The 21,850-nt window shown below is 71.8% G+C and carries 14 protein-coding genes; 11 read left to right on the top strand and 3 right to left on the bottom strand.

What is annotated here, in order from left to right; genetic code table 11:
• Positions 1-4 precede the first annotated feature (4 nt).
• Entirely contained in the window at positions 5-4,084 is a 4,080-nt protein-coding gene (locus ACIPTO_RS18070) for a discoidin domain-containing protein (RefSeq protein WP_401193120.1), read from the bottom strand.
• Positions 4,085-4,307: 223 nt separating this feature from the next.
• Between ACIPTO_RS18070 and ACIPTO_RS18065 the strand changes: the two genes are divergently transcribed.
• The 11 genes from ACIPTO_RS18065 (at position 4,308) to ACIPTO_RS18015 (ending at position 16,970) form a co-directional block, all read left to right on the top strand.
• Entirely contained in the window at positions 4,308-6,437 is a 2,130-nt protein-coding gene (locus ACIPTO_RS18065) for a glycoside hydrolase family 27 protein (protein WP_401193118.1), read from the top strand.
• 74 nt (positions 6,438-6,511) lie between these two features.
• Positions 6,512-7,804, top strand: coding sequence for an ABC transporter substrate-binding protein (locus ACIPTO_RS18060; protein ID WP_401193116.1), 1,293 nt, complete (start codon positions 6,512-6,514; stop codon positions 7,802-7,804).
• 1 nt (position 7,805) lies between these two features.
• Positions 7,806-8,741, top strand: coding sequence for a sugar ABC transporter permease (locus tag ACIPTO_RS18055; RefSeq protein ID WP_366317626.1), 936 nt, complete (start codon positions 7,806-7,808; stop codon positions 8,739-8,741).
• Positions 8,741-9,589, top strand: coding sequence for a carbohydrate ABC transporter permease (locus ACIPTO_RS18050; RefSeq protein ID WP_401193113.1), 849 nt, complete (start codon positions 8,741-8,743; stop codon positions 9,587-9,589). Before ACIPTO_RS18055 ends, ACIPTO_RS18050 begins: the two co-directional genes overlap by 1 nt.
• Positions 9,586-11,649, top strand: a complete 2,064-nt coding sequence (locus tag ACIPTO_RS18045; protein ID WP_401193110.1) for an alpha-galactosidase — start codon at positions 9,586-9,588, stop codon at positions 11,647-11,649. The genes ACIPTO_RS18050 and ACIPTO_RS18045 overlap by 4 nt, the downstream gene beginning before the upstream one ends.
• 67 nt (positions 11,650-11,716) lie before the next feature.
• Positions 11,717-12,490 (top strand): SDR family NAD(P)-dependent oxidoreductase, encoded by a 774-nt coding sequence (locus ACIPTO_RS18040; protein WP_401193108.1) that lies wholly within the window; start codon positions 11,717-11,719, stop codon positions 12,488-12,490.
• A 34-nt stretch (positions 12,491-12,524) separates the two neighbouring features.
• Positions 12,525-13,298, top strand: a complete 774-nt coding sequence (locus ACIPTO_RS18035) for a FadR/GntR family transcriptional regulator (RefSeq protein WP_401193105.1) — start codon at positions 12,525-12,527, stop codon at positions 13,296-13,298.
• On the top strand, positions 13,295-14,440 hold the full coding sequence (gene dgoD, locus ACIPTO_RS18030; RefSeq protein ID WP_401193103.1) for a galactonate dehydratase: 1,146 nt from the start codon (positions 13,295-13,297) through the stop codon (positions 14,438-14,440). Before ACIPTO_RS18035 ends, dgoD begins: the two co-directional genes overlap by 4 nt.
• On the top strand, positions 14,437-15,255 hold the full coding sequence (locus ACIPTO_RS18025; protein WP_401193101.1) for a hypothetical protein: 819 nt from the start codon (positions 14,437-14,439) through the stop codon (positions 15,253-15,255). Before dgoD ends, ACIPTO_RS18025 begins: the two co-directional genes overlap by 4 nt.
• Positions 15,256-15,315: 60 nt before the next feature.
• Complete coding sequence (locus ACIPTO_RS18020) at positions 15,316-15,963, top strand: bifunctional 4-hydroxy-2-oxoglutarate aldolase/2-dehydro-3-deoxy-phosphogluconate aldolase (RefSeq protein ID WP_401193654.1); 648 nt, start codon at positions 15,316-15,318, stop codon at positions 15,961-15,963.
• Positions 15,960-16,970, top strand: a complete 1,011-nt coding sequence (locus ACIPTO_RS18015; RefSeq protein ID WP_401193098.1) for a sugar kinase — start codon at positions 15,960-15,962, stop codon at positions 16,968-16,970. The genes ACIPTO_RS18020 and ACIPTO_RS18015 overlap by 4 nt, the downstream gene beginning before the upstream one ends.
• A 51-nt stretch (positions 16,971-17,021) precedes the next feature.
• Here ACIPTO_RS18015 and ACIPTO_RS18010 read toward each other — a convergent pair whose 3' ends face one another.
• Both ACIPTO_RS18010 and ACIPTO_RS18005 read right to left on the bottom strand, forming a co-directional pair.
• Entirely contained in the window at positions 17,022-18,749 is a 1,728-nt protein-coding gene (locus ACIPTO_RS18010; protein WP_401193095.1) for an MOSC domain-containing protein, read from the bottom strand.
• A gap of 115 nt (positions 18,750-18,864) precedes the next feature.
• Positions 18,865-21,846: a glycoside hydrolase family 2 TIM barrel-domain containing protein gene (locus tag ACIPTO_RS18005; protein WP_401193093.1), complete on the bottom strand. Its 2,982-nt coding sequence runs from the start codon at positions 21,844-21,846 to the stop codon at positions 18,865-18,867.
• Between the last annotated feature and the right edge of the window lie 4 nt (positions 21,847-21,850).

Below are 21,850 nucleotides of genomic sequence, written 5' to 3'. Positions count from 1 at the left end.
TCGCTTACGAACTCGCGGTCGCGGTACGGCTGTTGTACGCCTCCACTTCCAGGAGCGGACGACCTGAGGCGAGGGCCCGGGTGGGCCAGGACAGGGTGACGGTCTGGGACTCGCCGGGCAGCAGCCAGAGGTAGTTGTGGCTGTACAGCGTCGGCAGCACGCGCCGGCCGGTCGCGGCGTTCTTCAGCGAGAGCCGGACCATCGCGGCGACGGCCGGCCCGTGATTGCGGACGGTGGCGGTCAGTTCGGTCCGGTCTCCGGAACGGGACACGCGCCCGAGCGTCGCGGAGACCTTCGTCCTCGGCGCCGTGTCCAGTGCCCGCATGGCGGCCGGTGTGCGATAGCGCCAGTAGGTGTTGCGGGACAGGACCCGGCCGTCGCCGCCGGTCAGCGTCAGACGCAGGAGATGGAGGTCCGGCAGGTCGTCGGTCCAGGCCGCGGTGAACGCCTTCGCGGTCGCGGCCGGTGCGACGTCCAGCCGGGCGCTCTTGCCCGTGCCGAGCCGACGCCCCGTCAGATCCGTCAACTGCGCGGTGATCTCAGCGTTCTTCAGGGTGTCGCGAGTGTGGTTGACCGCGATGACCCGCCCCTCGGGATCGGCCTGCACATGCAGCGGCTCGCAGGCCGAACGGGCGCCGTAGTACGTGCCGTTGACGTCGAAGTCGTAGTCGTAGGTCTGCCAGACCGTGCTGTGCCAGGCCGGGTGGGACATCCACAGCATGAGACCGCTGGCGTTGTCCCACAGGTGCGCGTTCCACGCCTCGAACATGGCCCGCGTGTTCTCGTAGTTGACGAACTGCGCCTTGCGCGCGAAGTCGTCCAGGCCGTCGGTCGCGCCGAGACGCGCTTCTACGGCCGCCTTGTAGGTCTGCGGCGCCTGGTTCCCGCGCTCGCTCCAGTCGTGGTAGTACCACGCGCCCCGGATCGGCCACTCGGGCTCGTCGCCCGTCATGTTCCGCATGCTGGCGGCGGTGGAGACGACGGGCATCCCGATCTCGGTGTGGAACCCGAAGTCCTTGCTGCCGTAGGTGGTCGGGTCGAAGTACTTCTGCGGCTCGACCCAGCCGTACGGTCCGCCGCCGGTGATGATGCCGCCCGCCGAGTTGTTCTGGTAGAGGATGCCGGGGGCCTGGTCCTGCACGGCCTCGCGCATGCCCTGGTCGATGGCGGCAGGCGGGTTGCCCTCGTTGGCGCCGCACCAGATCACCACGCTGGGGTGGATGCGGTAGCGCAGGACGGTGTCCCGGGCGATCGAGTTGAAGGCGTCGTGGTCCGGCGGGTCCATGCCCCACGCGTTGGGGAAGTCGTTCCACACCAGGATGCCGTGCTCGTCGCAGGCGGCGAAGAACTCCTCCCGGTCGGACGTGCCCACCCAGTTGCGGATCATCGTGAAGTTCATGTCGCGGTGCATCCGCACGGCCGCGTCCATCCGCTCCGGCGGCATCCGGCGCAGCAGTTCGTCCCAGCCCCAGTTGCCGCCGCGGGCGAACACCCGCACCCCGTTGACGCTGATCTTCAACGGATCGGGCGTGTTGGACACCGACTTCACGTCGGTCCAGGTGTCCGCGTCGTCCGACACCTGGATCACATACGTCTTCGGATAGGCCGACTCCCAGAGGAGGGCGACCCGGTCGAAACGTTTCGCGGCCCCGAGGTCGACCTGGATCCACTGGTCGTCCTGGTATTCCGAGGACCAACGGGTGCTCGTGTCGCCGTCGGTGGCGTGCGCGGCCGGGTGGTCGGGGTCCTCGGTGGACGCGGTCGTCCTCTGGTGCAGGGCCAGGTCCGTCGCGGGGGCGGCGCTGTCGACGACACCGAGCGACCACAGGGAGTTGCCCCAACTGGTGTTGCGCAGCCCGCAGGAGATGCGCAGGTAGCGGGCGGTCCGAGCGGTGAAGTCCTCCACCTGGAGGCTCGCGTTGGCGTTGCCGAACGGCAGCGGCACCGCGCTGTTGTCGACGGACGCGGCATCGGTCCAGGTGGAGCCGTCGGTGGAGACCTGTACCGCGTAGGTCTTCGCGTAGGCCTGTTCCCACACCAGGTCGACCCGGTCGAAGGACTGCGCGGACCCCAGGTCGACCCGGATCCACTGGTCGTCCGTGTAGGCCGAGGACCAGCGGGTGTCGGAATCACCGTCGGTCACGTTGGCGGCGCCGTGGCCGTCGCCGTCCGTGGACGACGCGTCGGCCGGGGCGTGCAGGGCCAGGTCGGTGCCGGCCCGCGTGCTGTCGCGTACGGCCAGGGTCCACAGGGAGTAGCCCCAACCCGACGCCCGCGTAGCGCACTTGACGCGCACGTACCGTGCCTGTTGCCGGTCGAAGGTCACCGTCTGGGTGTACGCGTCCCCGGTGTCGGCGAAGGGCAGCGGCACCTCGTACTCGTAGCCGAACTGACGGATGCCGAACCGGGTGGTGCGCCGGTCGCTCTCGGCGCCGTCGAGCGTCGCGACCAGGGTGAGTTGATGGAGTGTGGGATCACCGAGGCCGTTGGGCCACCACAACTTAGGTTTGCGCAGGCGTAGTTGACCGAACGCGTCGGGGCTGAAGGTGACGTCGACGCTCTCGCCCGCGGGCACGGTGACGGCCTTGCTCACCCGTACGCCGTCGAAGGCCGCGGAGACCGTCACCTTGTGGGCGCTGGTGTCGGCGTTGCGGACCGGGACGACGACGGTCAGTTCGGCGACCGACACCTCGGGCAGGTTCGGCAGCGCGGTGTCGACGCGCGGGTCGCCGATCACGACATGGCCGGTCGATCTCAGCCGGACATGGTTCCATATCCCGGCGGCCCGGTCGCGTACCGCCGGCATCCAGTCCCAGCCCGAAGAGGCCAGGTACGTGGGGGAGTTGAGGTTCATCTGGTTGGCGCCCGCATCCACCCAGGACTCTCCGGCGGGGCCCTTGTCGCCGGGGCTGCCGGGCACCGGCATCGGCGTGATCCTGACGGCGAGCGCGTTGGCACCGCGCGTCGCGAGGAGGGCGGTGACGTCGTGGGCCGAGCGCGCGAAGGGGTAGGTCAGGCCGCCCACATGCCGGCCGTTGAGCCAGATGTCGGCGGTGTGGTTGATGCCGTCGAACTCCAGCCAGATCCGGCGCCCCGACCCGGTGCGCAGACCGTGCGGCAGCTCGAAGTCCCGTTTGTACCACCACGCGTGACGTGACAGGGCCTCGGGGATGCGGAGGTTGTTCAGTCCGGCGACGGGGTCGGGCAGCTTGCCCTGGTCGACGAGGGAACCGAGGACCGTGCCGGGGACGGTGGCCGGGAGCCAGCCGCTGGTGTCCACCGTCGTCCTGGACAGCTTCGCGCCGTCGCCGTCGGCCCAGTCGTCGAGCGTCAGCCGCCAGCCGGTCTCCAGCGGGACCGTGCCGTCCCCGGCCACCGTCAGCTTCGGCGCCGGTCCGGAGCGGGTGCCCCAGTCGGTCCAGCCCGCGGCCGACGGCCGGTGCCCCGGGGCGGTGCCGTAGACCTCGAAGCCGTTGAGGCCGAGGGGGTTGGGGCTGGAGCGGCGGGTCGAGGTGAGGCGTATCCAGCGGGCGGTGACCGGGCGGGCCGGCTGGATGTCCACGACGCCGCCGGTGCCCGCCGTGGTGCGGTACACGCTGGTCCACGAGGTGTGGTCGGTCGAGGCCTCGACGACGTACTCGACCGGGTAACTGGACTGGATCTCCTTGCCCGTTGTGCCGTCGGCCGGGTTGCCCGTGGTCGGCGGGGTGAACACCGGGTCGCTCGCGTCGCCCTCGAAGGTGAGGCGGACCGAGGTGACATGGCAGGCGGCCTGGAGGTCGATCGAGATCCACTGCGGGTCGCCGGGCCCGGCACGCCAGCCGCTGCCCCGTACGCCGGGTGAGGCGAGCCGGTCCACCACGAACGAACCGGGGGTGGGCGCGTAGGCCGTCGAGGAGACCGACACCGGCCGGTGGAGGGCGAGTTCACCGGAGGAGGAGGGTGCGGCCGACGGGGTGGAACCGGCGGCGGTGGCGGTCGGCATGGGCAGGACGGCACCCAGGCCGAACCCCGCAAGCAAGGTCGAACCCGTGGTGACCAGGGCGCGGCGCGACAGGCGTGGCGAACCCGATTGATCTGTCATGAGCGTGATGTCCCATCAAGAACCAGCGGCACTGACAACGTTGCCAAAGGCTGTGACGCGTGGTGGACTCTGTCAACCCCTGAGGCGCCCTTCTAATAAATTAGGAATTAATATTGACAGGGGTTTCGGCCACACGCCACAGTCGTCGCCGTGACGCCGGAAGCCCCTGTCGCAGTGCGGCCCGGGTCACGTCCTCCTGCTTCCCAACCTCCGGGAGAGGCAAGTGACTTCACATCCGCAGGTCCGCACGCCCGCGGCATCGAGACTGACCCGCCGAGCCACCGCGATCGCCGTCGTGACCGTCCTGGCGGCGACCACGGCCCCCGCGGCCATGGCCCGCACCGGCACCGACCAGGGAGCCCCCGCCTACTACGACAGCGGCCTCGCGCCGACGCCCTACATGGGCTGGAACACCTACTACGGCCTCGGCGCCCCCACCGAACAGCAGGTGCGCGCCGTCGCGGACAAGCTGGTGAACAGCGGTCTCCGGGACGCCGGTTACGACATCGTGTGGCTCGACGGCGGCTGGCAGGCCGACAACCCACTTGACGCGCAAGGGAGGTTGGTCGCCAACCCGGACCGCTTCCCCTCCGGCATCCCCGCGTTGGTGTCCTACCTGCACAAGCGCGGCCTCAAGGCGGGCATCTACACCGACGCCGGCACCTACGACGGCGGCAAGAGCTGCGGTCTGGGCAGCAGGGGCCACTACGACGCCGACGCGCGGCAGTTCGCCGGCTGGAAGATCGACGCGATCAAGGTCGACTTCCTGTGCGGCATCGGGGCCAAGCTCGATCCGGGCCCGGCGTACAAGGAGTTCAGCGACGCGGTCGCCAAGTCCGGCCGCAGGATGCTGCTCAACCTGTGCAACCCGCTCACCGACGACTGGGGCCTGCCCCACACACCCGAGCAGGACGCGCACAACACCTACGTCTACGCCCCGACGATCGCCGACTCCTGGCGCACCGGCACGGACATCGCCTGGGGCACTCCGAGCCCCGGACAATGGCCCAACATCCTGCGCAACATGGACGCCAACGCCTGGCACCCCGAGGCGCAGGGACCCGGGCACTACAACGACCCCGACTACCTCATCCCCATGCGCCGCATGACCGACGGCACCCTGGAGCTGACCCAGGAGGAGTCCACCACGCAGTACGTGATGTGGGCCGAGATGGGTTCGCCGCTCGTCCTCGGCTCCGACCCGCGCACGCTCTCCGACTCGATGCTCGCCACGCTGCGCAACCCGGAGATCATCGCCGTCGACCAGGACCCGCTCGCCGTCCAGGGCGTCCGCGTGGCCAGTGACCCGGTCGGCGACGTCTACAGCAAGGTGCTGGAGGGGCAGGGGCGGCGCGCGGTCGTCCTGCTCAACCGGTCCGACCAACCCGCCCTGCGCACCGTGCAGTTCGCGGACGCCGGGCTCGGCGGACCGGTCCGGGTCCGGGACCTGCGGGCCCGCGCCGACCGGGGCACGCACACCGGGTCGTACACCGTCGAGGTCCCGGCGCACGGTACCGCGCTGCTGAAGCTCACCGGGACGGACGCCGTGCCCGGCACGAATCTCGGCCAGAGGACCACGGCAGGTCCCGCTGTCGTACGGGACGGCGACACGCTGACCACCTTCCTGCGCGGACCGCACGGCTCGCTCGTCCAGCAGGCCGGCGGCAGGACGCGGGACCTGGGCGGACCGGCGAAGGGCCGGATCCTCGGCCAGCCCGCCGCCTACGCCTCGGCCGGCGGCCGGATCGACGTCTTCGTCCGCGGCGCCGACTCCCGGGTGTACCGGCGGGTCTACGCCGCCGGTCGCTGGAGCGGGTGGCAGAGCCTGGGCGGCCGGGTCGCCGACGCGCCCTCGGTGGCGTTCACCGACCCCGGGCACTGGACGCTCTTCGCCACGGGCACCGACGGGCAGGTCGTGCAGCGCGGCCCGTCCACCGGCTGGTCCTCGCTCGGCGCACCCGGCGGCAGAGCGGTGTACGGGCGGCCGTCCGCCGTCGTGGACGCGCGGGGCCGGGTCCAGGTCGCCGTACGCACCGCGGCCGACGACGTGTGGACCCGGACCCGGGAGACGTCGGGGGAGTGGTCGTCCTGGGCGTCCGTCGGCGGGACCGTCAGCGGCAGCCCGACGCTGGTCGCCGTGGGGGACGCCGTGGTGCTGTACGCGCGGGCCGCCGACTACACGCTCTGGCAGCAGCGGTACGAGAACGGTGCCTGGCAGGGCTGGACCAAGCAACAGGCCTTCCCCAGCGCGGTGTTCGACGGCGCACTCGGTGCCGTGGCCGGACCGGACGGGAGCGTCGACGCGGTGTTCCAGGGCGTCGACGGCTACGTACACCGGACTCAGTTCAAATAAATTAGTAATTATTCTTGACGTGGTGGGGACGCCACGTGAACCTGGATCCGCGCGGGATCCACAAGGAGCCATCCATGACGATTCACCAGCCAGACCGACGCCGGTTCCTCGCCGGACTCGGCGCCGCAGGGGCGACGGCACTGCTCAGCGGCTGCGTCACCTCCACCTCCACCGGCAAGAGTTCCTCCAAGGGTGCGGTGACCCTCCAGTCCAACCTGTCCGCCCCGCAGGCCAAGGCCGCGATGGAGGACCTCGTCGCCGCCTACGCCAAGAAGGGCGCCGACCGGGCGAGCCTCAACACGGTCGCCGCGGAGACCTTCCGCACCCAGCTGCCGACCTACCTCACCTCGGCCAACCCGCCGGACGTGTACACCTGGTACCCCGGCTCGGTCGCCGACGCCTACGCCAAGAAGAACCTGCTGCTCGACCTCGACCCGGCGTGGACCTCCTCGCCCGACCTCAAGCGCTACTCCAAGGCGCTCAACTCGCTGTGCACGTCCACGAGTTCCGGCAAGAAGGTCTTCGTGCCCACCACCTACTACTGGTGGGGCATGTTCTACCGCAAGTCCAACTTCGCCAAGTGGGGCGTGAGCGAGCCCAAGAGCTGGGACGACTTCCTGGACCTGTGCGACAAGCTCAAGAGCAAGGGCGTCACCCCGATCGGCCTCGGCGCCGGCGGCGGCACGGCCTGGGTCGCCTCGGCCTGGTTCGACTACCTCGACATCCGCATCAACGGAGCCCAGTACCACCGCGAACTCCTCGCCGGAAAGCACCGGTTCGACGACCCCGAGGTGCGCAAGGTCTTCGACCGCTGGCAGGAGGTGCTGCCCTACATCGACCCGAACGGCACCGCCGTCGCCTTCCAGGACGCGTCGACCTCCCTGCTCAACGGCCGCAGCGGCATGATGCTCATCGGCACCTTCTTCGCCGACGCGGCACCCAAGAACGCCCTCGACGACGTCGACTTCTTCCGCTTCCCGATCATCGACCCCAAGGTCCCGCTCGCCGAAGAGGCGCCCACCGACGGCTACTTCGCCAGCGCCCGCACCGGACGGCACGACCAGGTGATCGACCTGATGAAGTACCTCGCCACCGCCGAGGCCCAGGAGATCTACATCAAGGGCTCCTCCGGCACCGTCCTGCCCTGCAACCCCGACGCGAAGGACGCCGGCACCGCTCTGGTGAAGAAGGGCCGCAAGCACGTCGACGAAGCGGCCGAGGTCACCCAGTTCTTCAACCGCGACTCCAGCGACGCCCTCCAGCCCACCGCCGACAACGCGCTCACCAAGTTCCTGGCCAAACCCAAGTCGATCGGCAGCATCCTCACGGAGTGGCAGCGCGACGCCGAGAAGATCTGGAACGCCTGACATGGCCGTCCTGACCGCGCCCGACCGGACATCCCCGGCCCCGACACCCGCCAAGGGCAAGCGGGTCCGGGGCCCCCGGCGGACACCCCCGCTGGTGCTCGCGTTCGTCCTCGTCCCGCTGCTCGTCGAGGCGGTGTGGGTGTTCTGGCCCGCCGTGCAGGGCTTCTACCTGGCCCTGACCAAATGGGACGGTGTCTCCCCACCGCAGTTCATCGGCCTGGACAACTTCCGGGAGATGGCCCACGACGACGTCTTCCGCAGCGCGACGATCCACACGGTCCTCTGGCTCGTCCTCTTCGGCGGCCTGTCCGCCCTGCTCGGCCTCGCCGCCGCGCTGCTGCTCCAACAGGAGCGCCGCGGCGTCGGATTCTACCGCGCGGCCCTGTTCCTGCCCGTCGTCTTCTCCCTGGTCGCCACCGCCCTCGTCTGGCAGGCGATCTACCAGCCCGACGGCGTCCTCAACCAACTCCTCCAGTCCGTCGGCCTCGGCAGCCTCCGCCACGCCTGGCTCGCCGACCAGGACACCGCCCTGTACGCGGTGATCGTGCCCGCGCTGTGGCGCCAGATCGGCTACGTGATGGTCCTCTACCTGGCCGGCCTCAAGGGCATCGACCCCGCCCTGTACGAGGCCGCGAAGGTCGACGGCGCGAGCGCCCTGCAACGCCTGCGGCACATCACCCTGCCCCAACTGCGCAGCGTCAACGCGGTCGTTCTGTCGGTCATCGTCATCGACTCGCTGCGCTCCTTCGACGTCGTGTGGTCGCTGACCCGCGGCGGGCCCTACCACTCGTCGGAGCTGCTGAGCACCTACATGTACTCCACCGCCTTCCAGTCCCTGCGCCTCGGCTACGGCTCCGCACTCGCCGTCGTCATCTTCGTGCTGGCCTTCGGCGTCATCTGCTCCTACCTCGTCCGCGCGTTCCGGGAGGCCGACTGATGTCCGCCAACTCCACGGCCCTGCGCCGCAGGCGCGCCGCGACCGCCGGATTCCACCTGGGCGCGGGGGCGTTGGCCGTCCTGTGGCTGCTGCCCATCGTGCTCGTCCTGGTGACCAGCCTGCGCTCCTTCGACGACATCGCCGCCAACGGCCTGGGCAGTTGGCCGCACTCGTTCACCCTCGGCAACTTCCGCCAGGCCTGGGTCGACGGCGGCCAGCAGCGCGCCCTCATCAACAGCCTGGTCGTCACGGTTCCCTGCGTCCTGATCACGCTGGCCCTCGCCGCGATGGCCGCCTTCGGCCTCAGCCGCTACGAACTCCCCTTCCGCCGCGCCCTGTTGCTCCTCATGCTCGGCGGCAACCTCCTCCCACCGCAGATCCTCCTCATCCCGGTGTCCAAGCTCAGCGAAGTCATGGGCATCTACGACACGCTGCCGGCCCTCATCGGCGTGCAGATCGGCTTCGGCGTCGGCTTCTACGTCTTCGTCCTGCACGGATTCATGCGGTCGATCCCGCCCGAGATCCAGCAGGCCGCGGTCGTCGACGGCGCGGGCCCCTGGCAGATCTTCTGGCGGATCATCCTCCCGCTGACCCGCCCCGCCCTCGCCGCGCTCAGCGCACTGTCCTTCACCTGGATCTTCAACGACCTGCTCTGGGCCATCACCGTTCTGCGCAGCGACACCAAGATGCCGATCACGGCCGCCCTCATCGGACTCCAGGGACAGTACGTGTCGATGTGGAACGTCATCGCGGCCGGCTCCGTCATCGCCGCCGCCCCCACGGTCGCCGTCTTCCTGCGCTTCCAGCGGCACTTCGTCGCCGGACTCAACCTCGGAGCGGTCAAGTGACCCACGAGCGCTGGACATTGCGCACGGAGAACACCAGCTACACCGTGCGCCTCTCCCCGGACGGCCCCTGGGCCGAACTCGACGCCTGGGGCCCGCTCGGCGTCGAGGACGGCCCCTCCGCCCTCGACTGGTCGCGGCGCACCCACTTCATCACGCCCGCCGACGCGGCCCCGGCCGAGTATCTGCCCTACGGACTGCGGCCGTTCACCGGCTCGGAGCTGGTGGCATCGCGTCCGGACGGCGACGACCGCGGCACGTGGTGGGAGTTCGCCGGAGCCGAGACGGACGAGGGGTCCCTGCGACTCGCCTTCCAGGACGAGCGGTCGGGCCTGCGGACCGTCCTCCACTACGAGACCGTCCCGGGCACGGACGTGGTCCTCCGCTGGACGGAGTTCACCGCCACCCGCGCACTCCGCCTGGAACGGCTCGACTCGGCCGCCGTGAACATCCCCGTGACCGGAACCGCCCGCCTGACCTGCCTCACGGGCCAGTGGTCGCAGGAGTTCCAGCGCACCCAACTCGACCTCCCCAGAGGCACGTTCACCATCGGCAGCCTGCAAGGTGCGCCGGGGCACGCGTACGCGCCCTGGCTCGCCGTGCAGGACGGCGAGGCACAGGCGGCCTACGGCATCGCCCTCGCCTGGTCCGGCAACTGGCACATCACCGCCGAGGCGGAACCCGGAGGCCTGGTACGGGTCCGGGCGGGCCGGGTCCCGCACGAGGGCGCGTTGTTCCTCGCCCCCGGCGAGACTCTCGCAACCCCCCAACTCGCCTGCGCCTTCAGCCCGGACGGCCTCGACGGACTCTCCCGCGTCTGGCACCGCTACGAGCGGCACCTCACCGGCGACCGCCTGCACCGCCCGCGCAAGGTCCTCTACAACTCCTGGGAGGCCACCGGCTTCGACGTCGACGCGGCCGGGCAGCTGGAGCTGGCGAAGACGGCCGCCGACATCGGGGCCGAGCTGTTCGTCGTGGACGACGGCTGGTTCACCGGGCGCACCGACGACACCGGGGGACTGGGCGACTGGTGGCCCGACCCGGCCGCCTTCCCGCTGGGCTTCGAGCAGTTCGTCGCGGACATCAGGGCGTTGGGCCTGGACTTCGGGCTGTGGATCGAGCCCGAGGCCGTCAGCCCGGGGAGCCGGCTGCACGCCGAGCACCCCGAGTGGGTCTACCGGATCGAGGGCCGCCCCGGCCGGCTCGTCCGCAACCAGCTCCTCCTCGACCTCGGCCGGACCGACGTCCAGGACTTCGTCCTCGGCACGCTCGACCGGCTGCTCGGCACCTACGACATCAGCTACCTCAAGTGGGACATGAACCGCCCGCCCACCGAGCGAGGGCGCCCCGGCGCAGGCCGCGTCGACCTGGACGCCGAGCACGTCGCCGGCTACCTGCGCGTCCTCGACCACCTCCGTACCGCCCACCCCGACGTCACCGTCGAGGGCTGCGCGGGCGGCGGCGGACGCATCGAGCACGCGACGATCGCCCGCACCGACGTGGTCTGGCCCAGCGACAACACCGCACCCCTGGACCGGCTCGCGATCCAGCACGGCTTCCTGCACGCACACGCCCCGCACGTCATGAGCTCCTGGGTCACCGACGCCCCCGGCGTCTTCGACCCCCGCCCGCGCAGCCTCGCCTTCCGCTTCGTCAACGCCCTCTGCGGAGTGCTGGGCATCGGCGCCGACCTGCGCGCCTGGACACCGGAGCAGCGGGCCGAGGGCGCCCGGTGGATCGCCCGGTACAAGGAGGTACGGGACGTGATCCACCACGGTGAGGCCCGGCTCCTCGGAGCGCCGGACGCGCCGAGCTGCGGGGTGCAGTACGACGCCGGGGACCGGACCGTCGTCGCCGCGCTCAGCACCGGCCGGCTCGACGGCGCCCCGCTCCTGCCGGGGCGTGCCGACCGGCTGCGGCTGCGCGGACTCGAACCGGCGGCGCGCTACCGGGACACGGCGACGGGGACGACGTACAGCGGAGCCCATCTGCTGCACCACGGGCTGCCGTTCGCCTGGAGCGCCGCGCACGACGCCGACCTGATCGTGCTCCTGCGGGAGTGAGCCCCGTATGTTTCCGGTAAGCCCTTTCTCGCGAGAAACGCGCAGGACGCGAAGGAGTCGAACCCCGATGGACCAGTCCGTACGACGGCACGGCGCCCGATTCACCGGACGCACGGCCGTGGTCACCGGCGCCGCCTCCGGCATCGGAGCCGCCACGGCCGTACGCCTCGCCGAGGAGGGAGCCGCCGTCGTGCTCGCCGACATCGCCGAGGAGCGCGGCGAGGCGGTGGCCGAACGGATCCGGAAGGACGGCGGGCGGGCCGCGTTCGTGACCGCCGATGTCGCGGCCGAGGACGACTGGACGCGGATCGTCACCGCCGCGCACGCCTTCGGGCCCGTCGACGTCCTCGTCAGCAACGCCTTCACCGTCGACGTCACACCCGCTCACGAGATGACCGTGCCGTCCTGGCAGCGGCAGCTCGACGTCAACCTGACCGGCAGCTTCCTCGGCTTCCGGGCGGCCCTGCCCGACCTGGAGGAGCGGCACGGCGCGGTCGTGCTGACCTCCTCCGTGCACGCCCACAAGGGCATCCCCGGGCACCCCGCCTACGCCGCCGCCAAGGGCGCGCTGCTCTCCCTGTGCGGTCAACTCGCCGTGGAGTACGGCCCGCTGGTGCGCGTGAACGCCGTCCTGCCCGGGCCGGTGCTGACCGGCGCCTGGGACCGGGTGCCGGCCGGGGAACGGGAACGCAGCATCGCCGAGACGGCCGTACGCCGCTTCGGCACTCCCGAGGAAGTGGCCGCGGCCATCGCGTTCCTCAGCGCCGAGGAAGCCTCCTTCATCACCGGGACGAGTCTCGTGGTGGACGGCGGCTGGAGCGTCGTCAAGGCCTCCGCATGACCACGCTCCCCAACCAGCAGAAAGGCTCTACGACATGACGCCCTATGCCCGACGCGGCGTGCACGGCCAGACCGTGGAACTCCTCGCCCGCCGCATCCTGGGCGGCGAGATCACCGAGGGCGCCACGCTCGATCTGGTGGCGCTGCAGAGCGAGTTGGACGTGAGCCTGACGGCGCTGCGCGAGTCGCTCAAGGTGCTCGCCGCCAAGGGGATGGTCGACGCCCGGCAGCGGCGCGGCACCTTCGTACGCCCGCGCGCCGAGTGGAACCTCCTCGACGCCGACGTCCTGCGCTGGCAGTTCGAGGGCGCCTCCACGGCGGAGTCCGACCGCGCGCTGCTGCACAACCTCGCCGAGGTGCGCGCGATCATCGAACCCGCCGCCGTACGGCTGGCCGCGCAGCGCCGCACCGACGCGGACCTGGCCGCCCTGGACGGTGCGCTCGACGCGATGGGGGAGCAGGGCACCGACGCCGCCCACGCCGTCGAGGCCGACCTCGCCTTCCACCGCGCGCTGCTCGCCGCCACCCACAACGAACTCCTGGAACGCATGGAGATGGTGATCGAGTCCGGCCTCGCGCACCGCGACCGCATCGTGCACAGCGCCCCGCACAGCGAGGACCCGGTCCCCGCGCACCGGGCCGTCCTGGACGCCGTACGCGACCGGGACCCGCAGGCCGCCGAGGCCGCGATGCGCGCCCTGCTCGACCAGGCAGGACGCGACCTGGACCGGCTCGGCGACTCCGAAGAGGACGGCCCGGCAGACTCCCCGCTGGGCTCCGAAGAGACGGAAGGTTCCCGCTCTCAGTGAAGATCACCCGTGTCGAGACCTTCCTCGTCCCGCCCCGTTGGCTGTTCTGCCGCGTCGAGACCGACGAGGGCGTGGTCGGCTGGGGCGAACCGGTCGTCGAAGGACGCGCCGAGGTCGTCCGCGCCGCCGTCGACGTCCTCTCCGAACTCCTGCTCGGCCAGGACCCGTTGCGCATCCAGGACCACTGGCAGGTCCTGTCCAAGGGCGGCTTCTACCGGGGCGGCCCGGTCCTCTCCAGCGCCGTCGCCGGCCTCGACCAGGCGTTGTGGGACATCACGGGGAAGACCTACGGCGCCCCCGTGCACGCCCTCCTCGGTGGCCCCGTGCGCGACCGCGTCCGCGTCTACGCCTGGGTCGGCGGCGACGAACCCGCCGAGCTGAGCGAGCAGATAGCCGCCCAGGTCGAGGCCGGTTTCACCGCCGTGAAGATGAACGCCGCCGGTGCCACCTCACCGATCCCCACCCCCGCCGAGACCGCCGCGATCGTCGCCCGGGTCGCCGCCGCCCGCGAGGCACTCGGCCCCGGCCGCGACGTCGCCGTCGACTTCCACGGCCGCTTCACCGCGGCCGGCGCCCGCCGCGTAATCGCCGAACTCGCCCCGCTGCACCCGCTGTTCGTCGAGGAACCCGTCCTGCCCGAGCACAGCCACCAGCTGGCGGGCCTCGTCGCGTCGAGCCCGGTCCCGCTCGCCACCGGCGAACGCCTCTACGGCCGCGCCGAGTTCCTCCCTGCGCTCGCCGCAGGCATCGCCGTCGCCCAGCCGGACCTCTCGCACGCCGGAGGCATCTCGGAGGTCCACCGCATCGCCTCCCTCGCGGAGGCCTACGGCGCCCAGCTCGCCCCGCACTGCCCGCTCGGCCCGATCGCGCTCGCGGCGAGCCTCCAGGTCGCGTTCGCCACCCCCAACTTCCTGATCCAGGAACAGAGTCGGGGCATCCACTACAACAAGGACGCCGACCTCCTCTCCTACCTCGTCGACCCGGCGCCCTTCAGATTCGTCGACGGCCACGCCCTGCGCGGCGACGCCCCCGGCCTCGGCATCACCGTCGACGAGGACGCCGTACGCGCCGCCGACCGCAACGGCCACGCCTGGCGCAACCCCGTCTGGCGGCACCCCGACGGCTCCTTCGCGGAGTGGTGACCGTGCCGCTCGACATCGTCACCGACCCTGCGCACGGCGGGCGTTGGACCTCACTGAGGTCGGCGGAGCGGGAGTGGCTGTGGCGGCGCGACGCCCCGGAACGCGACAACGTTTCCCCGGGTGACGCCTTCGTGGACGCGGGAGGACTGGAGGAGTGCGTCCCCACGGTCCGGGGCACTCCCGACCACGGGGACGCCTGGGCCCGGCCCTGGACGCGGGAGGGAGAGGCGGACGTCGTGCACGGCGACCGCTTCACCCTGGCCCGTACGGTGCGGAGCACGGCGGACGGGGCGGTGGCCGACTACGTCCTCTCGGGCGACCCGGGCTTCCGCTTCGTATGGGCCGCGCACGCCCTGCTCGACCTCTCCGACCGTGCGTCCGCGCACATCCGGGACGGAGCGCGGGCCCGGCTGTTCCCCGAGGCGGCAAGGTTGTTGGACCGGGCGTGGCCGGAGGACGCCACCTGGGTGGAGGGCGACTGGCCCGCGCCGTGCGGGCTGCGCCTGGACCGGTTCGGGCCGGACGACGGGACCGCCGTAGGAGCTGTCGTGGACGCTTCCCGGTGCTGCGTGCACGACGGGGGAGACCGGCTCTCCTTCGCCCTCGAAGCCGAGGGACAGCCCGTGTCCGTCGCCCTGTGGCGCAACCTGGGCGGCTTTCCGGACCGGCGCCCCTACCGCAGCACGGGTGTCGAACCCCTGCTCGGCCGCGTCTTCGACCTCGCCGAGGCGGGGCCCCGCGACGCCGCCCGGGTACCCGCGTCGGGCGAGGCGCGGTGGCGGCTGACGCTGACCACGAACTGCCGGTGTGACTGAACCGGCTTGTACAGAAAGGGAATTCGTCCCATGGATCGTCGAGGCACGCATCGTGGAGGCCTGGACCTTCGAGCGGCGCTGGCCGCCCACCGCCTGGTCGCGATCGTCCGCGGCACCGACCCCGAAGCCGCCGTGCGCACCGTGCTGGCCCTCGCCGAGGAGGGCGTCGAACTGATCGAGGTCTCCCTGAGCGGCACCGACGCCCTCTCCGTCATCGAACGGGCCCGCAAGGAACTCGGCCCCGACCGGCCGCTCGGCGCCGGTACGGTCCTCACCGCCGAGGACGCCCGCGCCGCCCACCGGGCCGGTGCCGACTTCGCCGTCACCCCCGCACTCGGGGACGGCATCAGCGAGGCGCATCGGCTCCAACTCCCGGTACTGGCCGGGGTGATGACCCCCACCGAGATCCTCGCCGCCCGCGGCTACGGAGTCGCCGCGCTCAAGATCTTCCCGGCCGCCCAGGCCGGTGGCCCCGCCTATCTGAAGGCGTTGCGCGGCCCGTTCCCGGATGAGCTGTTCGTGCCGGTGGGCGGTGTCGACGCGGTGGCCGCGCGGGAGTATCTGAACGCCGGGGCGACCGCCGTCGGCGTCGGCTCTCCCCTGGTCGGCGACGCGGCCGACGGCGGCGGCCTGACCGCGCTGCGGGAGCGAACTCGCGCTCTGCTGACCGTCGTCGGAGAAGCCCCGGCCGTGCGCGAGGTGTCATGACCGGCGGCGGGCAGCCGGTGCGGGCAGGATGGCTGCCTGCGAAGGGCGGGGTCGTCTGCATCGGCGAGACCATGGCGGCCCTCGCCCCCGACCCGTCCTCGTCGCTGGAGCACGCCGACGAACTGCGGGTGTCGGTGGCCGGTGCCGAGTCGAACGTGGCCATGTATCTCGCGGACCTCAAGGTCCCCGCCGCGTGGCTCTCGGCGCTCGGCGACGACCCGTTGGGACGGCGCGTGCTCGCGGAGGTCGGGGCCGCCGGGGTCGATGTGAGCGGGGTGAGGTGCGATCCGGGTCGGGCCACGGGACTCCTCCTGAAGGAGCCCACCGGTTCGCGGACCCGCGTGCACTACTACCGGCGCGACTCGGCGGCCTCCGCGATGGGACCCGACGTCCTCGCCGACGACAGGCTGAGATCGGCCGCCGTCCTCCACCTCACCGGGGTGACCCCGGCGCTGTCCCCGTCCTGCCGGGACCTGGTGACCACCGCGCTCACCGTCCCGGCCGCCGAACGGCCGTACGCCACCAGCTTCGACGTCAACCACCGCCCCGCCCTGTGGCCGCCCGGCACGGCCGCGAGCGTGCTGCGCGATCTCGCGGATCTCGCCGACATCACCTTCGTAGGACTCGACGAGGCACAGGAGTTGTGGGGTGCGGGCCTCCGGCCGGCGGACGTGCGCGCGCTGTTGCCGCGACCGCGGCTGCTCGTGGTGAAGGACGGTGGGGATTCCGTCATCGCCTTCGGCGACGAAGGGGTGCTGACCGTGCCCGCGCTGGTCACGGACGTGGTGGAACCGGTCGGCGCGGGTGACGCGTTCGCGGCCGGGGTGCTGGCCGGGCTGCTGCGCGGGGAGGGCCTGGAGCGTGCGCTCCGGCTCGGGCACATCACGGCGGTGTCGGCTCTGAAGGTCACGGCCGATCGTGGTCCCCTGCCTGACGCTGCCCGGATCGAGCGACTCCTCGCGTGGACGACGGACGAGTGGGCGGCAGGGAGCGGTCCGCGCGGATGATCCCGGTGCGTGCGTGGCGCCCTGTTTCCGTACGGGGCGGGCGTGCCGTGCCTACATGTCCAGCACGATGTCCGTGTCGGGTCGCGCGCAGCAGATCAGGATCTCGCCCTCGGCCGGTGGCTCCAACGGGTCGGGGGAGTAGGCGATCGTGCCGGACAGGAGGGGCGTGACGCAGGTGTGGCAGACGCCGGTGCGACAGCTCCAGCGGGTGGGGACGTCGCAGGCGTCGGCGAGTTCGAGGACGCTGCCGTCGGTGCCGGTGTCGAAGGGGACGGCGATGCCGCTGCGGGCGAAGGTCACCAGCGGGCCGGTTCCGGGCGGGCCCGGGGGCCGGTGCGGGGTGTGGGTGGCGCGGTCGGTGAGACCGGGGTTGACCGCGCCCAGCGTGCCGAAGAATTCGGTGTGGATGCGACCGGGGTCGACGCCCGCCTCGGTGAGGGCCTGGCGCATGGCGGCCATGAAGGGGCCGGGGCCGCAGACGTAGGCGGTCGCGTCGGGCGGGACGGACAGCGCGATGAGCCTGTCCTTCGTGAGGCGTCCCGGGGTGGCGTGGGCGTTCCGCAGTTCCTCGGGTGTGGCGGCGCTGTAGAAGACGTGCTCGTGGGCGTCGGGGAGCGCGGTGAGCAGGTCGTGCGCCTCGGCGGCGAGAGGGTGTTCGCGGGGGCCGCGGGCACCGTGGATCCACCAGACCTCCCGTTTGCTGCCCTGCGCGGCCAGTGCGTGCAGCATCGACAGCACCGGCGTGAGGCCGATGCCGGCCGAGACGAGGAGCACCGGTCCGCTGTCCTCGACGTACACGAACTCCCCACGGGGCGCGGCGACGTCGAGTTCCGCGCCCGGCCGCAGCCGCGTGGTGAGGTAGCCGCTCGCGGTGCCGTGCGGTTCGTGTCTGACGCTGATCCGGTAGCTGCCGGCGTCCGGTGCGGAGGACAGCGAGTAGCTGCGCACGGGGGCGGGGCCGGTCGTCGCGGGGACGCGCAGGGTGAGGTACTGGCCGGCGCGGGCGGCGGGGAGCGGGGTGCCGTCCGGGGCGGTCAGCCGGATCGAGGTGACCGTCGTGCTCTCGGGCACCACCTCCGTCACCCTCAAGGCGCGAAAACCGGCCCAGGCCGGGTGCGCGGTGGGCGTCGTACCGTCGGCCTGGGCGAGCAGCTCACGGAACGATCCCTGCCAGCCGGGACTGAGGGCGGGCACGTCCAGCGCGAGGCGGAGCTTGGCGGGGTCGCGGCCGGGGAGGTACAGCAGGGCGTCGGTGTCGGCGACGCTCAGTGCGCCCGGGCCGGTCCTGGTCCGTACGATCCGGTCGCCGGCCTGCACCCGTCCCTCGCGCACGACCCGCATGTAGAACCCGGGCCGGTGGTGGCTCACCAGCAGTGCCGCCAGCTCGGGCTCGCCGAAGCGCATGCCGACGCGGTAGCAGGTGACGCGGGGCTGGGTGACCTCGAACTCGGCCTCGCCGATGCGGTACCGGTCGCCGATGCACACCTCGTCGTCGAGCAGGCCGTCCACGGTGAGGTTCTCGCCGAACTGGCCGTAGCCGAGGTCGTCGCGGCCGAAGTGGCGCTGCCAGTGGCGGTACGACTGGATCTGGTAGACGAGGACCGCCCGCTGCTCGCCGCCGTGACCTGCGGTGTCGCCCTGGCCGTCGCCGTCGATGTTGAGGCGGCGGACCATCGCCGGGCCGATCACCGGAAATTTCCATACGCCCGTGTACACACTCTTGCCCTGCCACGGAACGTTCTTCGGCATGCCGACATTGACCGACAGCAGGGTGGGCATCGGAGTGCTCCTTCCCGCGGGGACGGCCGGTGCGGTCGCCAGCCGGGGCAGTCGTCTCCTTCCATACTGAGGGTGCGGCCGTCGCCGTGCGAGACCGCACCCTCAGCGTGTGGGTCTACTCCGGTGCCGTGATGCGGAGCCTGATCGTGCGGGACTCCGGGCGCAGCGCGAACTCGGGCCACACGTCCGGACCGCAGGCCCGGGAGCCGAGACCGTGCTGGGCCGCGTCGACGAAGAGGCGGCTCGTCCGGGAGACCGGCAGTTCGTGCGGGTGTCCGGCCTGGGCGACCTCCTGCGGAGTGTGGCGGCTGAGCGTGAAGCCGGGACGGCGTCCGTGCGTGTCGGGGAGTGCTTCGACACGCAGGACCGTGGCGTCTCCGCTGGTCAGGGCGAGCCGGCGGAGGGCGGAGCGGTGTCCGGTCTCCTGGGGGCGCGCGTAGTCGACCGAGAGGTCACCGACGGTGGCGGTGAAGCGGCCGGTGCGGGCCGCGCGGACACTGTCGGGGTAGGACTCCAGCGGTCCGAGGCCGAACCACTCGGCACCGTCGACCGGGGCCGTGCCGTCGGGCAGGTCGAAACGGACCCCGATCCGCGGCCACACCGTCCGCCACCCGTGCGAGGGCTGGATCTCCACCCGCAGCTCCACCTCGCCGTCGGCCGTCAGCGACCAGACGGACTCCACCAGCACCGACAGACCCGAGTCGGCGGCCGACACCTTGTCGACCGTGCGCAGCGCGTCCGCGCCCTGTTCCACGGAGACCCGGCGCGAGGTCAGCCGGTCGAGGCCGTCGCGGAGCCACAGCTCGGCGTTGGACACTCCGGAGACGCTCGCGTCGCTCTCGTCGACCTCGCCCCACGCGCCCTTGTCGTTGTCGGTCGGCGCCCGGAACAGCTCCAACCGCGGCCCCGCCACGGCCCGTTCACCGAGCCGGACGAGCGACCCGCCGACGAACTCGGCGATGCCGAGGGTGAGGGTGCCGTCGCCGCGCCGCCAGTCGAACCGGCCGCGCGCGGCGGGCACGGGACGGCGAACCGAGCGGTCGAGCTGGGCGGTCGCCACGACATGGCCTTCCTCCGCCCACGCGGTGCCGGTCGCCAGCACGGCGTCGACCGTCAGCCAGGTCTCGGCGTCCGGCGACACCGCGACGGCGGGCAGCGAGACCCGGCCCGAGTCCCCGGCGGCCACGAACGGGACCTCCAACTCCCCTGATTCCACGGTCACTCCGTCGTGCTCGACCCGCCAGTGGAAGCGCAGGTCGGACGTGTCGGCCGTGTGCCGGAGGTTGGTGATCGCGACCTTGCCGCCGTCGAAGGCGAACTCCACCGGTGCCACGACCGCCTTGAACTCGTGGAGGCTCGGCGTCGGCGAGCCGTCGCTCAGCACCATGCCGTCCATCACGAAGTTGCCGTCGTGGACGACCTCGCCGAAGTCGCCGCCGTACGCGTAGTACGGCGTCCCGTCCGGCGTCCTGGTCAGGATGCCGTGGTCGCGCCACTCCCAGACGAACCCGCCGTGCAGGCGCGGGTGTTGGCGCACCAGTGCCTCGTACTGGTCGAACGCGCCCGGTCCGTTGCCCATCGCGTGGGCGTACTCGCACAGCAGGAACGGCTTGGTGCGCTGCCGGGCGCCCTGCGCGGGCGTGCAGTTGAGCAGCGGGGCGCGGGAGCCGTCGGTGCCGATCTGCTCGGTCTCCAGCACGGACGCGTACATGCGCGAGTAGATGTCGGTGTACTCGCCGGTGTAGTCGCCCTCGTAGTGCACGGGGCGTTCGGCGTCGCGGGCGTGCACCCAGGCCGACATGGCGGCGAGGTTGCTGCCGGTGTCCGCCTCGTTGCCGAGGGACCAGATCACGATGCTGGGGTGGTTCTTGTCCCGCTCCACCGTGCGCTCTATGCGGTCGAGGAACGCCTCGCGCCAGGCCGGGTCGTCACTGGGGTTGCCGGCCCAGTCGACCTTGCCGAAGCCGTGGGTCTCCAGGTCGCATTCGAGGATCACCCAGAACCCGAGCTCGTCGGCGAGGTCGAGCAGCCGGGGGTGCGGCGGGTAGTGGCTCGTGCGGATCGCGTTCACGTTGAACCGCTTCATCAGCGCCAGGTCCTCGCGGGCGTGCGCCTCGTCGAAGACACGGCCGCGCTCGGGGTGCGTCTCGTGCCGGTTCACCCCGTGGAAGACGACCCGGCGTCCGTTGACCAGGAACTGGTCCCCGCGGATCTCCACGGTACGGAAACCGACCCGCAGCGAGACGGTCTCCGCGGCCGACGACACCGTGGCGTCGTACAGGCGCGGCAGCTCGGCCGACCAGGGCTCCACGGTGTCGATGTCGACGGCCGCCACCTCGTCCGGCGTCGCCCAGACCCGCTCGACACCGAGTTCGGGGATGCGCAGGGTGACCGGGAACGCCGTCGCGTCGGCGGTGACTTCGGCCTCGACCCGGCCGCGCCCGTCGTCGAAGCCGGTCCGCAGCCAGACGTCCTCGATGCCGCCGGCCGGGCGGGCGGTCAGGGTGACGTCGCGGAAGATGCCCGGCAGCCACCACTGGTCCTGGTCCTCGACGTAACTGGCCGCCGACCACTGGTGCACCCGCACGGCGACGACGTTCTCACCGGCGCGTACGGCGTCGGTCACGTCGAATTCGTGGGCGAGGCGGCTGCCGCTCGCGCTGCCGACCTCGACCCCGTTGACCCAGACACGGAACAGCGACTCGACACCGTCGAAGCGCAGCACGACCCGCTCGGCCTCCGACCAGTCGGCGGGGACGGCGAAGGCGCGGCGGTAGTCACCGGTCGGGTTCTCGTCCGGGACGTGCGGAGGGTCGATCGGGAAGGGGAACTGGATGTTCGTGTAGATCGGGCGGCCGTGGGCGCCGTCGCCCTCCAGCACCCAGTGGGCGGGCACGGGGATGCTGTCCCATCCCCGGTCGTCGAAGCCCTCGGCCGCGAAGTCCTCCGCCGCCGACGCGGTGGGGGACAGGCGGAAGTTCCAGGACCCGTTCAGGGAGAGGGACTTCGCGTCGGAGTGCAGCCACGAGCGCGCCGGCCGGAGCGCGCCGCGCCCGGGTGCGAGGTCGGAGACATGGGGGGAGAACTCGGGAAGCAAGAGG

The organism is Streptomyces sp. NPDC090083 (genome assembly GCF_044747445.1).
GTDB lineage: Bacteria > Actinomycetota > Actinomycetes > Streptomycetales > Streptomycetaceae > Streptomyces.
The sequence above is the reverse complement of the archived record's forward strand: the minus strand, read 5'-3'. Positions and strand labels throughout refer to the sequence as shown.

Bases quoted from the DNA above. Each gene is read 5' to 3' on its own strand.
- ACIPTO_RS18070 (WP_401193120.1), bottom strand. From the start codon at position 4,084: ATGACAGATCAATCGGGTTCGCCACGCCTGTCGCGCCGCGCCCTGGTC.
- ACIPTO_RS18060 (WP_401193116.1), top strand. From the start codon at position 6,512: ATGACGATTCACCAGCCAGACCGACGCCGGTTCCTCGCCGGACTCGGC.
- ACIPTO_RS18055 (WP_366317626.1), top strand. From the start codon at position 7,806: ATGGCCGTCCTGACCGCGCCCGACCGGACATCCCCGGCCCCGACACCC.
- ACIPTO_RS18050 (WP_401193113.1), top strand. From the start codon at position 8,741: ATGTCCGCCAACTCCACGGCCCTGCGCCGCAGGCGCGCCGCGACCGCC.
- ACIPTO_RS18040 (WP_401193108.1), top strand. From the start codon at position 11,717: ATGGACCAGTCCGTACGACGGCACGGCGCCCGATTCACCGGACGCACG.
- ACIPTO_RS18035 (WP_401193105.1), top strand. From the start codon at position 12,525: ATGACGCCCTATGCCCGACGCGGCGTGCACGGCCAGACCGTGGAACTC.
- ACIPTO_RS18015 (WP_401193098.1), top strand. From the start codon at position 15,960: ATGACCGGCGGCGGGCAGCCGGTGCGGGCAGGATGGCTGCCTGCGAAG.
- ACIPTO_RS18010 (WP_401193095.1), bottom strand. From the start codon at position 18,749: ATGCCCACCCTGCTGTCGGTCAATGTCGGCATGCCGAAGAACGTTCCG.